Here is a 15,870-nt window from a genome sequence, read left to right on the forward strand (position 1 = left end):
GTGTCCGGGAACGTTGATCAACGATGTTTTCTAGCTTCCAAATCATCTATTCTAAAAAGTAAGATCCGCAGAGAATAGTCTCTGCGGATCTTTTGTCGATTTCCCGGGAAATAGAGTGTATTATTTCCTCGTATAATGATAATAACTCTTCATTTCGTCCGCAGGCACCATATTTCCGCCCGTTCCCCATACAAGGTGCGTTGCGTTTTTGGAGTCTGCTAACGGTAATGTAGACTTAATAACTTGTACAGGTCCTGTCATACCAGCAAGTGCTGAAGGTTCCAGCCAGATGTCTTCACTATCCGCCAGCTCTTTAAGAAGCGTAAATAATGTCTGATCTTCTACCGTATAGCATCCTGTGAGGAATGGTTCCATCGTTTTTCCAACAAATGCAGAAGCTGTACCGACTGCTAAACCATCAGCCGCAGTTTTATTGTCCAAGCCAAAATCTGCAACCGAGACTTGGTCGTGCATTCCTGTCATCATACCAATCATCATGCACGGTGAGTGTGTCGGTTCAGCAAAGAAGCAATGCACATGATCACCTAAAGCCAATTTTAATCCGAATGCCACGCCGCCTGGTCCCCCGCCTACGCCGCAAGGTAAATAGACGAATAGAGGGTGCGCTTCATCGACAGTAATATTCTGCTCTTTCAATTGTGCCGCAACACGTTCCCCTGCCACTGCATATCCCATGAATAAATCCGTAGAGTTTTCATCATCCACAAAATGACAAGACGGATCAGCCTCTGCCTGACGCCGGCCTTCTTCTACTGCTTTACTGTAATCATCGATATACTCCACCACCTGAACGCCTTTGGAGCGCAGTAAATCCTTTTTCCACTGTTTGGCATCGGCTGACATATGCACCGTGACATTGAAGCCAAGCTTTGCACTCATAATACCAATACTCAATCCCAGATTCCCTGTCGAGCCTACAGCAATTTTGTGCTTCGCAAACAACTCTCGGAATCTCGGCGTATCGAATTGGCTGTAGTCTTTTGTAGGATCTAGCAATTGACTATCTACCGCAAGCGTCTCTGCATGCTTCAAAACTTCATAAATACCACCACGAGCCTTGATTGAACCTGAGATCGGCAACGCATTATCCTGTTTTAATAAAAGCTTTCCCGGAATATGGATAGCATACGCTTTTTCGAGTTCTTGCTTCATCTTTGGAATTGGGGTTAATGGGGATTCAATAATACCTTTATCCGTATCTGGAAAGACTTTCGCCAAATAGGGAGCGAATCTCTCCAGACGTTCGCTGGCGTCTACTATATCAACTTTTGATAAACGTGTCTTCAACAGGCCAGCTGCTACCAATTCGACAGAAGGATTTTTCCATAACACTTCCTTCTGCTCCATCACGCTTTGTAATAAGGGTAGCTTTACAAGCCATTCACTTTGCGTAATCTTATTCACTTATCACTCACTCCCTCGTTATGAATGTACGTCCGTGTAGATTTCACTCGAACCAGCCTTTTTCATTGAATAACGTAATCGCTTCAATACGATTACGAACTCCAAGTTTATCCAGTATGGTGGAGACATAATTACGGACAGTTCCGGGTGATAAAAACAGTTCAGCCGCAATCTGTTTCGTAGTTTTCCCTTCCGATACCAACTTAAGTACTTGAACTTCCCGCTCAGTCAATGGATTCTTCTCTTCTTCTTTCATATCAAATGCCATGTCAATTAATTCAGGTGCATAAATTCGGCGCCCTTCTATAATAGAATGAATCGATTTAACCAACTCTTCAATGGGATTATCTTTCAGCAAATATCCACGAACTCCTGCATTCCGCGCTCGTTCGAAATAACCTGCCCTAGCAAACGTCGTGAGAATAATAATTTGGCATTCCATATCTTGTAGTTCTTCTGCTGCATCCAAGCCGGTTTTAATCGGCATTTCAATATCCATTATACAAATATCTGGCTGTAGACTTTTCACCAAGTCTACAGCCTCCTGACCATTTTTAGCCTTGCCTACTACTTCCATATCTTCTTCCAGGTTCAACAACGACCCTAGTGCACCGAGCAGCATTCCTTGGTCTTCTGCAATTACAATGCGGATCATACGTTACCCCTCCTTTATTTGCTTTAAGACAGCAGGTACCATAATTGTTAGTTGAGTCCCTTTGTCACCTTTAATCGATAGTTTACCGTTGACGAACTCCAATCGTTCCTTCATGCCATCAAGCCCATTACCTGGTAAATTCACGCCATTTTGCGCGATACTAATCCCATTATCGTTTATTCTAATTACAAATGCCTTTTCTGTCTGTTCAAATATAATACAACATTGTTTTGCATAGCTGTGTCTTACTACATTATTGATTGCTTCTTTGAGACACATTACAAGTACGTTTTCAACAATAGGCGACACGTCGGGGAAATTGGGATTACCTTCTATATCCACTTCGATTTCAGCCGCCTTCAGCATTTGTTGGACGCGCACCAGTTCATCTTTAAGCTTCACACGTCGCATACCACTAACAAGATCTCGTACTTCTTTTAATGCCGTACTAGAAATTTGACGTATATCATGAATTTCTGCTTTTGCCGACTCGATATCCCGATCCATCAATCGAGAAGCTAGGTCACTCTTTAAACCGATCATGGATAACTTTTGTCCAAGCGTATCATGGAGATCTCGCGCAATACGCTCCCGCTCTTGAATGATCATCAGTTCTGATATACGTTCCCTTGCAATTTCCAACTGATCTTGAAGTAAGTCTCGTTTTTGACGGTTGTACAAATTAAATGGCAGTAATACTACTCCGATAACCGAGATAATAACAAAGTGTATTTGTGGTAAAAATAATTCAATTTCAAGAAAGAACCCCGCAACGATTGCTCCTATTAAAATCGCTATATGTAATCCGTAAATAATAAAAAAGCCTACTGGTCTTCTGATATTTCCAATAGAGAAAGCAATGAACAATGACAGATAAACATAGCCAAATAACAATGTCATCACGACCGTAATGACAATTTCAAAACTGATCCACATATACATAAGACCACTTTTTGACTTGGCGGAAAAATAATATGATAGAAAAAATAACACTAATAATATAATACCTATTGTTAAATTAAACGGAGAGGCACTTCGTAAAATAAAAAAGAAAGGCAATATACAAAATACAACCCAAGCATAAATACTCAGCCATGGGCTTTTCGGGAAAATACTATACCAGCTATACATCAGGTCTCATCGCCATCCTTTTCGTTTCATTGTAACAAATATTTTCTCTACTAGCTTCTTAAAGATATTAGGACAAAATAAAAAGGCGGAGAAGGATTGCTCCTTCTCCCGCCATTTTATGACAAGCGTGTACGTTTTGGTTTTAAATCAATCGACAACTTATCTTTTAGTGAATATTGTTTTGCTTCTTTGAATGTGATGAATTTTTTATTATTTGGATCATACAAACGGTAACGCAATGATTCAAAACTTGTCTTCAGTGTAATCGTTGTAGCTTTTTGCAATGGCGGAGTTAATTCATGCGCCATTTCCAAGTTATAGTTTGGTACACGTGGTGCCAAGTGGTGCACGTGGTGGAATCCGATATTGCCTGTTGCCCACTGAAGAGCACGTGGTAATTGATAGTATGAACTTCCTTCAACTGCTGCTTTAACGTAATCCCAATCAGATTCCTCTTCAAAATAAGAATCTTCAAATGTATGTTGGATGTAGAACAACCAAATACCAAGGGCACCAGCTGTGAACATCATAGTACCTTGAATCAGCAAGAATGCTTTCCAGCCAATCGCTACGATTAATACTGTATATACTGCAACTAAAATGATGTTGATTAAATACGTATTCATGCGCTCTTTCTTACGCGCGTCTTTACGGTTAAAACGACCTGAGATTAGCACCAAATATAAAGGTCCAAATCCAAACAAGACAATAGGGTTACGGTAAACACGATAACTGAAACGCTCGAACTTGGAAGCATTTTCATACTCTTCAACAGTCATAACCCAGATATCTCCAACACCCCGTTTATCTAAGTTTGAACTAGATGCGTGGTGAATCGAGTGCTCTCTTTTCCATTTTTCGTATGGGAATAATGTCAAGACGCCAGTGATTGTTCCAACAATATTATTCGCTTTCTTATTGCGGAAGAATGAACCGTGCGTGCAGTCATGGAAGATGATGAAGGTGCGAACTACAAAGAACGCTGCAACGATTGCCAACGCAATCGTTAATGTGACAGATACACTTAAGCTTTGGTAAGCCAGGAACCATAATATAAATATTGGCGGAATTGTATTGATCATCTGAACGATACTCTTTTTCAAATCAGATTTTGCGAAAGGCGCGACGTCTTTGTGCAGTTGCTTCGTTTGTTCTTTACTCATGTTTGAATTTCCCTCCTATTGGGTTTGCTAGTACATTAAGAATAACTTGTATACAGCAGGAGAGGTAGACTTAGATGTCATGACTTTGAGATGACAAATGTCATATGTTTTGAGACAGGCCCAACCATTCACGATACATGAGTTAGATCATTATATAACTTTGTTTTGGGTGCTAAAGTTAGATAGTATCCGCTTTTTTGACCTTCCGACATTTATCCCCACGTATTTCTACATTTCGCTGTACAATCTTTTTATAATCGTTCACAATATACAACAATAGAAAGGAATGTATACCGTGCGTGAATTATCACTTCGTTTATTATCCGTTTGGATTATTTGTATTCTATTTACCGGATTTTTCGCTTATATTGCACGATCGATTCATTTGCAAACGATCTCTAGTTTTGATGAACCTATAATAGACTTTGTACAAAGTGCAGAATCCAAGGGACTAACATCTTTGATGAAACTATTTACTACCATTGGTTCCACAACATCGGTTGCTCTACTAGCCATACTGACACTTAGCGTTCTTTTATGGAAGAAACACCGTGCCCAAGCAGTACTATTTGCTATAGCACTAGCTGGGACTGGCATTCTTAATCAAGTACTCAAATTCATCTTCAAACGGGAACGCCCTAACTTTCATCGTCTGATCGACATTGGCGGGTATAGCTTTCCTAGTGGACATACGATGATGGCATTCAGCCTCTATACAATACTCGCTTATATCGTATGGAGAAATCTAAAGACTACAGGAAGCCGAATTGCTATTACGATTCTTGCGGTTTTTATGATTATGATGATTGCAGTCAGTAGAATCTATTTAGGCGTTCATTTCCCAAGTGATATTGTCGGTGGCGCGCTCGCCAGTTCAGTGTTTTTATTTGGAGTTATTTTAATCTACCAGAGATTTCAACGTCAAAAATAGGGTTAAATCACAATGTAATACAGGGCTATCATAATAAAGAAAGTGGTTATGTGTATGTGGAAGGATTTTAAGGCGTTCGCGTTTAAAGGTAATATTTTTGATTTGGCAATCGGTGTCGTAATTGGTGCAGCTTTCGGAACAATCGTTTCTTCTTTAGTTGAAAATATTATGACACCACTCATCGGGATTTTATTAGGTGGTCTGGACTTTTCTTCATTGAGCTATACAATTGGCGATGCTAAAATTAAATATGGTCTATTCATTCAATCTATCATTGACTTCTTGATTGTAGCAGGTTCCATTTTCGTCTTCTTACGAGTACTTATGAAGTTGAAAATGAAGCCGGCAGAGATAGTTGAAGAAGAACCGGAAGAAAAACCATTAGATATGAAAGAAGAATTACTTACTGAAATTCGTGATTTATTAAAGAGCGAACGGTAAAATAGCGAACACTCGCTCAATTGGTCGTACAGCCGCCACAGTTGTCTTAGAAAGTCCATTGCAACGCGTCTGTCAAGGTGTTACAATTATAGGCAGGATACTGATCAAAGGAGTGGATATTCATGTGGTTCGTCTATATCATGTATGCATTGTTTGCATTTATTCTGGGTGGAACAATACTTGGACTAGTCCGTACGTTTAGCAGTAATAACTAATACAACATAACAGCAGTGAATGAGTGGGCTCTGGCCTTTTCATCCACTGCTGTTTTTATATACACTAAAATCAACTCTTTCTATTCCAGTGTATTAATCATATAGTGCACTTTGCAAAAAATAACAAGTTGATTACTTTAAATAAAAAGCGCAAGGCAGAAACGAGAAATCCGTCTCACCTCACGCTACTATTAATATTTCATCAATCTCCGCTGTTTACGAAGTTCACGTCGTGCAGGCGCTGTATCAAAAAGGCGCTTTTCTAACTCTGTTTCAGGATACACTTCTGCCACTGGTATCGGACGATTTGTGTCATCTACCGCAACCATCGTACAGAATGATTCCGTCGTCAACTTCACTTCACCTGTAACTAAGTTTTTGGAATGAACGGAAATAAACACTTCCATAGATGTGCGACCAACGGAAGTAACCACCGCTTCCAGTTCAATGACATCGCCAAGCAAGGCTGGAGAAACGAAATCGACCGAGTCGATCGAGGCCGTGACGGCAGCTCTAGTACCCGCGTGTTTCATAGCTGAAATAGCTGCGATCTCATCTATATAGGAAAGGACTTTCCCTCCAAAAATTGATTCAATATGGTTCGTGTCCGGCGGTAGGACCAGCTTACTTTGGATCGTTCTTGACTCGCTCATAGGTTTTCGTTCCGACATTGCGACATCTCCCTTTTTAGTACGCTCTTTTCAGTATACATAAAAGAAGGGAGTGAACGCCAATACTTGCTTGATGTATTGCATAGACGATTAGATAATTCTACGCACACTACACACATTTTTAGCATATGCGGATTTTCTCAGTTCGATTTGTTCAATTAATTTTCCAGTTGAAGGTGCGTGTAGTATTTTCCCGTTGCCCACATACATCGCTACATGATGAATACGCTGCTCTTCATTCTTGAAAAAGATTAAATCACCTTTTTGCCAATCCGCAGTGTCGAGCGAGATCGGTCTGCCTTCTTCTGCCTGATCCACTGCATCACGCGGCAAACAAATCCCACATGCTTCCCATATAGTACGGATGAATCCTGAACAATCAAAGCCCCAGGCGGATAACCCCCCCCATAAATAGGGTAAACCAATGAAGCGTCTTCCTATAGTAAGCGGACGGTGAATAGATTCTTCCCCCACACGCTCGACATCAGATGCATTTAACAGTTTCCATCCATGCGGGGTCCAGACGCGGATCTTCTTGCCACGTCTTTCTGCAATAGGAAAAATGGTATTGAAAGAAACACGTAAAAAGAATGTACCTGATTCATCAAACAAAGCTGCCTTTGGGTTAGTCACTCTGACAAACTCTTCCGTCTGTATTCGTTTCTTCATGGAAAGTTGAACAAGCGGCACCCAGCCAGGATAGCCTCGCGGATCTTTGCGGGTCGGCTGGGAGCTAGCAATTATACGCGCCCAGTCACCAACCACTTCTTCGACAATCACAGATTCGCCGTATAATAACTGCGTTTGAATTTGATTATTGTCACTTAGCGCTAAACGTTCTTCATAAGATAACTGGGAAAGCCATCTATCGATTTGCACAGGGTGATTCAAAGCAGGAAGATCGGCCACACGAGGAGAATCGGGATCGGTCCATACTGTTGCAACACTTACCGCGCACATCCATTTCTCATTCACATGCATGCTCCTTCACCCATTGCATCATCCGTTTCGAATCAAAACCTAGTCCTGACTCCTTACTAAATTCCATATGCGATCCGTGATAGCGCACGCCACCCGCAGAAAATTCTCCTGCCAATAATAGCGGGGCGTCTAAATCCACTCGCGTTATATTTGGTTGACTCGCTGCTATGTGGGCAGCTGCCGTCACGCCAATTGTTGTCTCCATCATACTTCCGACCATACACTCTATCCCATTTACTTCAGCTAATGCATTGATTTTCAAGGCTTCTCGGATTCCCCCCGACTTCATCAATTTGATATTCAGCACATCCACTGCGCGCATCCCCAGCAACTTTTTTGCATCTTTTGCTGAAAATAATGATTCATCTGCCATGATTGGCGTGCTTGTCTGTCTTGTCACGTCTCTCAAGCCTTCTACATCATATGCGGCAACTGGCTGTTCTATTAATTCCAAATCAACTCCGTCATCTTCCAACTGGCGAATAAGGCGTATAGCTTCTTTTGGTTTCCAGCCTTGATTGGCATCGAGGCGAATCGTGATACCTTGGCCGACGGTTTGACGAATAGCATGAATCCTTTCTCTTTCCTGTTGGAAATTACCTGTACCGACTTTCACTTTTAACGTATCGAAACCCTTGGCAACATGTTCTGCTGCTTCCTTGGCCATCTCAGTAGGTTTTCCGACACTGACCGTGAAATCTGTTTTTAGGCTTTGATGGTAGCCACCTAACATTTGTACTAAAGGTAAACCGCAAAGCTGCCCGAATAAATCATGTACCGCCATGTCAACTGCAGCCTTTGCACTCGTATTCCCTATAATCGCTTGTTGTATTCCTTCATATAATACTTCACGCTGTATGATATCTTGGCCAATCAATAGGGGTGCAAACACCTCATCAATAACATAACGAATGCTGCCGATGGAATCACCGGTTATGACATGCGTTGGCACCGCTTCCCCCCAGCCGATTAGACCGTCGTCAGTTGTTATTTTGATGATGACCGATTGCACGGCATGAACAGTTCGCAATGCCGTAACAAACGGTTTACGTAATAGAGATGACACGAGGAATGTTTCCACCGTGCGAATTTGCAATTACTCCACTCCCGGTAAGATAGTTAGCGTCTTGCTATTTGCATCCAAACGTCCTTTCACGCCAAATGGAATTGCGATATTCGGTTCACAATGACCAATACGGAATCCTTTTACAACAGGCTGATCAAATTTTCCGAAGTAATGTTCAAACACTTCATCCATTGTGAGTGAATCATTTGGCTTGCTCGGTGTCGCTTTAGCGAAATCACCTATCACGATACCTGCTGCTTCCCGAAGCTTACCTGCTAGACGTAATTGATTGAGTAGACGATCCACTTTATAAGGCTCTTCACCGACATCCTCAATTACAAGCAATCGATTATTCGTCTTAATCTCAAACTCACTACCTAGACTGTTGACTAGTTGCGTCAAATTACCACCGACCACTTCACCTTCCGCAACGCCACCTACAAGTGTTTCAAGTGGCGAGATTGCTTCGGAATAATGAATTTCTACTGGCGTAAATAATTGCCCGAACATTTTGCCCGACATCTCATGAAACTCATCTTGTGCGACACATGATGCAAGCATCGGTCCATGGAATGTAACGAGTCCAGCTCCTTGACGAATCGCAGTATGTAGATACGTAATATCACTGAACCCCCAAAACACTTTCGGATGGTCGTGGATTAAATCAAGATCCAGTTGCTCTGCGTAGCGTGCCGAGCCGTAACCACCACCCGCACAAAGAATTCCCTTCACTTCAGGATCTTTAAACATCTCGTGCAAGTCAGCGAGCCGTTCCTCATCAGCCCCTGCCAAATAACCATTTTTCTTATACACAGATTGTCCTAGCTTATAGCGCAGACCCAATTGCTCCAAAAATTGAAATGAACGCTCCAATAATTCACGTTCTACGGGACTAGCAGGTGCCACGATCCCAATTACATCACCCTGTACTAAATGTGCTGGACGAATCATTCTACTCATCACCCTTTCTACGTCCTACTTTATCATATTCAAGAAACTCCATCGTCATCACGAGATTTCGAATACAATGGAAATAGATTGTGGGTAATTTTTAAGTTATCCCCTTTATGAACAAATAATCCCCGACTTTTGTGCATATTACCTATAAAGTTACTTAAATAACAGAATAAGTTATTCACAAACTCTCTGCTGTGGATAGTTTTATTTACATGAAAAAACGGACAACTGAAATGTATCAGTTGTCCGCCACATGATTAGCTATTGGTTAGTTGATTTTTGGATGCGTTAATTAACGTCTGAACCTTCTCGTAATCTCCTTCATGAAGGGCCGTCACAATGGCACTTCCAACGATAACGCCGTCAGCAAGTCCACCAAGGGTGCGAACGTGTTCTGGAGTTGAGATACCGAATCCAGCGAGAACCGGAACGGAACTTGCTGCCTTTAGACGCTCCAAGTGACCTTCTAGTTCTTCTGTAAATGATGAACGCACACCTGTGATGCCGTTTACTGTCACTGCGTAAATGAAACCTTCTGCCGCTTTCGCAATAGCTTCTATACGTTCGGTAGGGCTAGTTAGGGAAACCAATTGGATCAATGCCACCTCAGTGTCTTTCAATGCATCTTTTAGTAAGCCACTTTCTTCAAGCGGGAGATCTGGAATAATTAAACCGTAGATACCACTCGCTTCACAATCTGCTGCTATAGACTGTAAACCATAGCTAAGCACAGGATTCAAATACGTCATGATCACTAAGGGAATCGTGACTTCTTCTTTGAATGAAGCAAGTTCTTTCATAATCTTTCGTAATGTAACGCCTTCAGCTAACGCTCGCTCACCAGCTTGCTGAATAACATCACCATCCGCTACCGGGTCGGAAAAAGGTATACCCACTTCAATAGCAGTTGCACCGGCTTCTTGCAAGAATAATATGTTCTTCTTCAACGTCTGTAATCCGCCGTCTCCTGCCATGATATACGGTACAAACGCCTTGTTTCCCTGTTCATTACACTGCATAATCGCTTGTGTTACTAGTTTTTTTGTCATATTGATTGACCTCCTAGCGCATCACGTACTGTTTGCATATCTTTGTCACCGCGCCCTGATAAACAGATAACGACTAGCTGATCTTCTTTCATTTCTTTCGCTAACTGCACTGCATAATAAACAGCGTGTGCACTTTCAAGAGCCGGAATAATTCCTTCTACACGTGAAAGTAATTGCACCGCTTCAAGTGCCTGTTGATCCGTAACGGAATCGTACTGTACGCGCTGAATATCAGCCAAATGGCAGTGCTCAGGTCCTACTGCAGGATAATCAAGACCAGCGGAGATGGAGTGCGCTTCTTGAATAAATCCGTCATCGTCCTGCAATACATACATGTAGGCACCGTGTAAAACGCCTTCTTGTTTACCCGCAATGGCTGCTGCATGTTTGCCTGTTGAAATTCCGCTACCAGCAGCTTCTACTCCGTACAACTTTACATCTTGATCATCAACGAACGGATGGAACATACCAATCGCATTACTGCCGCCACCAATGCAAGCTACGACTGCATTAGGTAGACGTCCCTCATGTTCTACAATTTGCCTACGTGTTTCATCACCAATAACGCGCTGGAAATCACGAACGATTTGTGGGAAAGGATGCGGACCCAATGCTGATCCAAGTATATAATGTGTATCTTCTACATTGGAAACCCAGTAGCGCAATGCTTCATTGACCGCATCTTTCAATGTACCTGAACCTTTGTCAACAGAAACCACTTTCGTACCGAGTAGTTCCATGCGGAAAACGTTTAGTTCTTGACGACGGATATCTTCTTTACCCATGAATACAACGCATTCAAGGCCGAGTAGAGCGCAAGCTGTAGCTGTCGCCACACCGTGTTGACCCGCTCCAGTTTCTGCTACAACTTTTTTCTTGCCCATACGTATCGCTAGTAACGCCTGGCCAAGAGAGTTATTAATCTTATGTGCACCTGTATGATTCAAATCTTCACGCTTCAAATAAATTTTTGCACCACCAGCATGCTTCGTCAACCGCTCTGCAAAAAACAGGGGAGTTTCACGACCTACAAACTCTTTCAAATAATAATCCAGTTCCTTTGAAAACGCAGGATCTAGCTGTGCTTCTTCGTAAGCAGTTTCTAACTCCTGCAATGCAGTCATAATGGTTTCCGGAACGAACTGTCCTCCGAATTTACCGTAGCGTCCTTTAGTTTCTGTTGTCATGATGATCTCTCCTACCCTTCGCTGTATGAATGAACGTCTGAATGCGTTCTGAATCTTTTTGCTTCTCTATCTCCACTCCACTTGATACGTCAACCATATATGGATTCACTTGCCCGAGCGCTTCCTGCACATTGCCTGCATGCAGTCCACCGGCTAAAATAATTTGCTCTTTTGATACCCCTACATCTTCAAGTAATGACCAGTCGAACGTCTTACCACTACCGCCTTTGTATTCAATACCTGGTGTATCGAATAAATAATAATCCACGTCATAGGTAGCAGCGAGTTTTACGTCATCTTCACTTGTAATAGCAAGTGCTTTTATAGAAGGTAACCCCACTTGTTTAATGAAAGCCGGAGTCTCATCTCCATGGTACTGGATGTAATCCAATGGCACTTCATTAAATATCTTAAGTAGCTGCTCTTTCGTTTCATCAACAAAGACTCCGATCTTTAATACGGACGGTGGAATGAGTTTCGCCAATTTCTGTGCTTGCTCTAGCGTTACTTCCCTGCGGCTTGGTGCAAAGACAAAACCTATAGCATCTGCGCCTGCATTTACAGCCGCTTGTACATGTTCCGGTTTCATCAGTCCGCAAATCTTTACTTTTGTCATGGGCGGTTCACGTGTTTTTCTACTTGTAATGCTTGCAGGGCTTCTTTTACTGAATCACTGCGCATCAAAGATTCTCCGACAAGTACTGCACTAGCTCCGGCTTTTGCCGCACGTTCTGCATCCTCAGGTCCCCAGATCCCGCTTTCACTGATGAACACACGCTCTTCATCAAACGGGAAGTGTGACGCAATCCGTTCCGTCTGCGCTAGATCTACCTCGAATGTGTGCAGATCACGGTTGTTGACACCGATAATTCTCGCATCGATTGACAATGCGCGTTGCAACTCGTCCGTGTTATGCACTTCCACTAGCACATCCAAACCTTCTTCGTTGGCATACGTATACAGACTTCCGAGTGTTTCGTCATCGAGTGCAGCCACTATTAATAAAATAACGGATGCACCTGCGCTTTTCGCTTGGTCAATCTGAATTTTATGGATGATAAAGTCTTTACATAACAATGCGATGGGCACAGCATCGGCTACTGCAGACAAGTCTTCAAATGATCCTTTGAAGAATTCATTATCAGTCAATACTGAAATACACGCAGCACCCGCTTCATAATAAGCTGTCGCTTGTTCAACCGGATTTGCACCTTCTGCAATCAAACCTTTAGAGGGCGATGCACGTTTCATCTCAGAAATAACTTGCAGTTTTTTCGCTTTTACCAACGTCTGATAGAGTGACGGACGTGTAATCTCCCGTTCTGGAAATGTCACGTTACTTGCTAGCAAATGATCCACTTCTATTTTCTTCTGTGCAATAATCTTATCTAAAATCGTCATTGGATAACCGCCTTTTGCCGAATCTTTTCGCTGTATGCGACGATGGCATCTAGTTTTTCTAGCGCCTTACCTGATAGAATACTTTCAGTAGCTACTTTCACACCTTCTTGAATTGTGGAAACTTGGCCATTTGCAAATAAACCGATTCCCGCATTTAACACGACTGTATCGAATTTTGGTCCACGTTCTCCATTTAAAATGGACCGGGTAGTTGCAGCATTTTCTACTGCATCTCCACCTTTAATAGCCGACAACGGTGCATATTCTAACCCTACGTCATCCGCAGTCAATGAAAATGGAATTAAATCACCATGATCGAGAAGTACGAATTCGTTCTGGCCCGCAAGAGATGCCTCATCCATTCCGCCTGCCCCACTTACAACAATCGCTCTCTCCCGCCCTAACATCCGGAGTACTGATGCGTATTCCATGATGAAATCCGGACGATTAATACCGGTAAATTGAGTTTCAAGCGATACGGGATTCGTCAAAGGTCCAACCAAATTGAAGATCGTTGTCTTACCAATTTTGTTGCGTATAGTGCCAATCCGTTTCATTTTCGGATGAACAGCGGGCGCGAATAAGAATGCAATTCCTTGTTGTTCCAGTAAGTTTTGCATATCCGATATCTGAAAGTCGGAATGAATGCCAAGTGCATCTAGGACATCCTGACTTCCCGATGCGCTGGAGATTTTACGGTTACCATGTTTCGCAACCTGGACCCCAGCACCCGCCAAAACAAATGCAGCCGTCGTACTAATATTGAATGTATTGACTCCGTCTCCACCCGTTCCGCAGTTATCTAGATAACGTGCTTCTTTCGGTGTTAAGTCATTTGCATATGACTTCATAACGGACGCCAATGCCGCTAGTTCATGTGAAGTTTCACCTTTTTTCGATAACGCGATCAAAAACTGTGCAATGAGATTTTCATCAGTTGCTTCATTGAACATCAGCTCGGCAGCTTCTTTCATCTCTTCATACATAAGGTGGCGTTGCTTCTCTACTATGCTTAAAAACTTCTCCATACTCATCTCTTCCCTTCTCGTCTAGATGTTCACTTGATCGTTTGGCACGGCTTGAACCTAGGCAATCACTTTGTCATTTCCGTTGCTTCTAGTAAAGAACGGGCTTTATTGGACGTTTCTTTATATTCTAATGAAGGTACAGAAGCCTCTACTATCCCGGCACCTGCCTGAATATACGCTTTGCCTTCTTTTACAAGCATTGTACGAATCGTCAATGCGAAGTCGATATTCCCATTTAGACCAATGTACCCGATGGCGCCACCGTAAATTCCGCGATGCTGGTCTTCTAGTTCATCAATCATATCCATAGCAACCGACTTAGGGGAACCTGTTACAGTGCCTGCTGGCATTGTCGCTTTCAGTGCATCCAACGCATGTAAGCCAGGTGCAAGGTCACCCGTCACCTCAGAAACTAAGTGCATAACATGTTCATAGCGAACTGTTTCCAAGTAATTTGAGACTTCAATCGTTTCGGGACGACAGACTTCTTGCAATTCTTTCTTGCTTACTTCCACTAACATATCGTGTTCGGACAGCTCTTTCGGATCATGGCGTAATTCTATTTCGAGTGCTTTGTCTTCCGCTTGATCTCGTCCTCTTCTGCGTGTGCCCGCAATCGGATTTGTTAATACTTTATCTCCAGTAACACGGACGAGACTTTCTGGTGACGTTCCGATTACCGTATGATCTTCGAACTCCATGTAATACATATATGGAGATGGATTGCGGCGGCGCAGTTTACGATACAACGCAAATGGGTCACCTGTAATATCTGCTTCAAAGCGACGTGACAAAACGACTTGTTCCGCCTGTCCTTCTTTAATCGCATCAATAACAATTTGGACACGACGCTCAAACTCTTCTTTAGAGATGGTACAACGATAATCAGATAGAGAAACACTATCCTCTTTATCGACGGAACCATTCACAATCATGTCTTCGATAGCGTCCAAGTCAGGCGCTTCGTATACCGGATTGATTTCTGTATGCAGTAACGTCACTTCGTGCAATTGATGGTCATAGATGACGATGGTGTCATAAATATTAAAGTAGACATCCGGCACCTGAAGATCATCAGCTGTTCGCTGTTCACCATTTCTAGCTGCGCCGTATCCTACATAACCAACCGCGCCGCCTGTAAACGGAAATCCTGCATCTTCCGTAATACGAGGCATGAGGCGCTTCAATAAAGTATAGAGATCCCCTTCGTGCGTATAGGTTCTATTCGTTGAGTAGACGATCTCTTCTACTACACCATCCCGACCTCGATAGGCTTTTTGGGGATTCAGTCCAATGAATGAATACCGCCCTGACCCATCTGCTTGCGAAGAACTCTCCAACAGGAATTTATGATTTCCTTTCAATCTTCTAAATATCAAAATAGGAGTTAAGGAATCTCCTTCAATCTTTCGCGTCGTTACCCGTAAGTTTTTCTGCTCTCTCATCATGATCATTCTCCTCTTCTCTATGGACTGTTGTATAATTCGTATGGTTAAATAGAAAAAGCCCTCTGCAAACAGAGCCAGTTAGCCTGTTGCAGAGGACGATTATGTAACCGCGTTGCCACCT

General features: G+C 42.6%; 16 protein-coding genes and 1 other annotated feature (1 of these 17 only partly in view). Of the genes, 2 read left to right on the forward strand and 14 right to left on the reverse strand.

The window, feature by feature from the left end; genetic code table 11:
• Positions 1-120 precede the first annotated feature (120 nt).
• From CSV77_RS08315 to desA, 4 genes are all read right to left on the reverse strand, one after another.
• Positions 121-1,425, reverse strand: a complete 1,305-nt coding sequence (locus tag CSV77_RS08315; RefSeq protein ID WP_099673019.1) for a D-serine ammonia-lyase — start codon at positions 1,423-1,425, stop codon at positions 121-123.
• A 43-nt stretch (positions 1,426-1,468) separates the two neighbouring features.
• A complete protein-coding gene (locus CSV77_RS08320; RefSeq protein ID WP_099635796.1) occupies positions 1,469-2,080 on the reverse strand; it encodes a response regulator transcription factor in 612 nt (203 codons plus the stop codon).
• A 3-nt stretch (positions 2,081-2,083) separates the two neighbouring features.
• Positions 2,084-3,211 carry a sensor histidine kinase gene (locus tag CSV77_RS08325; protein ID WP_099673020.1) on the reverse strand — a complete coding sequence of 376 codons (1,128 nt, stop codon included), beginning with the start codon at positions 3,209-3,211 and terminating at the stop codon, positions 2,084-2,086.
• A 116-nt stretch (positions 3,212-3,327) separates the two neighbouring features.
• Positions 3,328-4,374 (reverse strand): Delta(5) desaturase DesA, encoded by a 1,047-nt coding sequence (desA, locus tag CSV77_RS08330; protein ID WP_099673021.1) that lies wholly within the window; start codon positions 4,372-4,374, stop codon positions 3,328-3,330.
• Between the two features lie 295 nt (positions 4,375-4,669).
• Here desA and CSV77_RS08335 point away from each other — a divergent pair, with 295 nt between their 5' ends.
• Together CSV77_RS08335 and mscL are read left to right on the forward strand one after the other, a co-directional pair.
• Entirely contained in the window at positions 4,670-5,305 is a 636-nt protein-coding gene (locus CSV77_RS08335) for a phosphatase PAP2 family protein (RefSeq protein ID WP_158231648.1), read from the forward strand.
• Positions 5,306-5,359: 54 nt separating this feature from the next.
• The gene (gene mscL, locus CSV77_RS08340) at positions 5,360-5,746 is read left to right on the forward strand and encodes a large conductance mechanosensitive channel protein MscL (protein WP_099673023.1); all 387 of its coding nucleotides are present in this window, start codon (positions 5,360-5,362) and stop codon (positions 5,744-5,746) included.
• Between the two features lie 406 nt (positions 5,747-6,152).
• Here the strand turns inward: mscL and CSV77_RS08345 are convergent, their stop codons facing one another.
• From CSV77_RS08345 to CSV77_RS08390, 10 genes are all read right to left on the reverse strand, one after another.
• The gene (locus tag CSV77_RS08345) at positions 6,153-6,632 is read right to left on the reverse strand and encodes an acyl-CoA thioesterase (protein ID WP_099673024.1); all 480 of its coding nucleotides are present in this window, start codon (positions 6,630-6,632) and stop codon (positions 6,153-6,155) included.
• Positions 6,633-6,722: 90 nt separating this feature from the next.
• The gene (locus tag CSV77_RS08350) at positions 6,723-7,607 is read right to left on the reverse strand and encodes a C40 family peptidase (protein ID WP_158232046.1); all 885 of its coding nucleotides are present in this window, start codon (positions 7,605-7,607) and stop codon (positions 6,723-6,725) included.
• Positions 7,600-8,709: a mandelate racemase/muconate lactonizing enzyme family protein gene (locus tag CSV77_RS08355; protein ID WP_099673025.1), complete on the reverse strand. Its 1,110-nt coding sequence runs from the start codon at positions 8,707-8,709 to the stop codon at positions 7,600-7,602. Before CSV77_RS08355 ends, CSV77_RS08350 begins: the two co-directional genes overlap by 8 nt.
• On the reverse strand, positions 8,710-9,639 hold the full coding sequence (locus tag CSV77_RS08360; RefSeq protein ID WP_099673115.1) for a S66 peptidase family protein: 930 nt from the start codon (positions 9,637-9,639) through the stop codon (positions 8,710-8,712).
• A gap of 254 nt (positions 9,640-9,893) precedes the next feature.
• Positions 9,894-10,685 carry a tryptophan synthase subunit alpha gene (trpA, locus tag CSV77_RS08365; RefSeq protein WP_099673026.1) on the reverse strand — a complete coding sequence of 264 codons (792 nt, stop codon included), beginning with the start codon at positions 10,683-10,685 and terminating at the stop codon, positions 9,894-9,896.
• The gene (gene trpB / locus CSV77_RS08370) at positions 10,682-11,872 is read right to left on the reverse strand and encodes a tryptophan synthase subunit beta (RefSeq protein ID WP_099673027.1); all 1,191 of its coding nucleotides are present in this window, start codon (positions 11,870-11,872) and stop codon (positions 10,682-10,684) included. The genes trpA and trpB overlap by 4 nt, the downstream gene beginning before the upstream one ends.
• A complete protein-coding gene (locus CSV77_RS08375; protein WP_099673028.1) occupies positions 11,856-12,488 on the reverse strand; it encodes a phosphoribosylanthranilate isomerase in 633 nt (210 codons plus the stop codon). Before CSV77_RS08375 ends, trpB begins: the two co-directional genes overlap by 17 nt.
• On the reverse strand, positions 12,485-13,273 hold the full coding sequence (trpC, locus tag CSV77_RS08380) for an indole-3-glycerol phosphate synthase TrpC (RefSeq protein WP_099673029.1): 789 nt from the start codon (positions 13,271-13,273) through the stop codon (positions 12,485-12,487). The genes CSV77_RS08375 and trpC overlap by 4 nt, the downstream gene beginning before the upstream one ends.
• Positions 13,270-14,301, reverse strand: a complete 1,032-nt coding sequence (gene trpD / locus CSV77_RS08385; RefSeq protein ID WP_369802746.1) for an anthranilate phosphoribosyltransferase — start codon at positions 14,299-14,301, stop codon at positions 13,270-13,272. The genes trpC and trpD overlap by 4 nt, the downstream gene beginning before the upstream one ends.
• A 65-nt stretch (positions 14,302-14,366) precedes the next feature.
• Complete coding sequence (locus CSV77_RS08390) at positions 14,367-15,749, reverse strand: anthranilate synthase component I family protein (protein ID WP_233212196.1); 1,383 nt, start codon at positions 15,747-15,749, stop codon at positions 14,367-14,369.
• 88 nt (positions 15,750-15,837) lie between these two features.
• Positions 15,838-15,870: a binding site (T-box leader), on the reverse strand; it runs 187 nt beyond the window's last position.

This window comes from Sporosarcina sp. P16b, from assembly GCF_002743065.1.
Lineage (GTDB): Bacteria > Bacillota > Bacilli > Bacillales_A > Planococcaceae > Sporosarcina.

What these genes read in the sequence shown, in the direction of transcription:
- CSV77_RS08320 (WP_099635796.1), bottom strand. Translation starts at nt 2,080, where the DNA reads ATGATCCGCATTGTAATTGCAGAAGACCAAGGAATGCTGCTCGGTGCA.
- CSV77_RS08325 (WP_099673020.1), bottom strand. Translation starts at nt 3,211, where the DNA reads ATGTATAGCTGGTATAGTATTTTCCCGAAAAGCCCATGGCTGAGTATT.
- desA (WP_099673021.1), bottom strand. Translation starts at nt 4,374, where the DNA reads ATGAGTAAAGAACAAACGAAGCAACTGCACAAAGACGTCGCGCCTTTC.
- mscL (WP_099673023.1), top strand. Translation starts at nt 5,360, where the DNA reads ATGTGGAAGGATTTTAAGGCGTTCGCGTTTAAAGGTAATATTTTTGAT.
- CSV77_RS08345 (WP_099673024.1), bottom strand. Translation starts at nt 6,632, where the DNA reads ATGTCGGAACGAAAACCTATGAGCGAGTCAAGAACGATCCAAAGTAAG.
- CSV77_RS08360 (WP_099673115.1), bottom strand. Translation starts at nt 9,639, where the DNA reads ATGAGTAGAATGATTCGTCCAGCACATTTAGTACAGGGTGATGTAATT.
- trpA (WP_099673026.1), bottom strand. Translation starts at nt 10,685, where the DNA reads ATGACAAAAAAACTAGTAACACAAGCGATTATGCAGTGTAATGAACAG.
- trpB (WP_099673027.1), bottom strand. Translation starts at nt 11,872, where the DNA reads ATGACAACAGAAACTAAAGGACGCTACGGTAAATTCGGAGGACAGTTC.
- CSV77_RS08375 (WP_099673028.1), bottom strand. Translation starts at nt 12,488, where the DNA reads ATGACAAAAGTAAAGATTTGCGGACTGATGAAACCGGAACATGTACAA.
- trpC (WP_099673029.1), bottom strand. Translation starts at nt 13,273, where the DNA reads ATGACGATTTTAGATAAGATTATTGCACAGAAGAAAATAGAAGTGGAT.
- trpD (WP_369802746.1), bottom strand. Translation starts at nt 14,301, where the DNA reads ATGGAGAAGTTTTTAAGCATAGTAGAGAAGCAACGCCACCTTATGTAT.
- CSV77_RS08390 (WP_233212196.1), bottom strand. Translation starts at nt 15,749, where the DNA reads ATGATGAGAGAGCAGAAAAACTTACGGGTAACGACGCGAAAGATTGAA.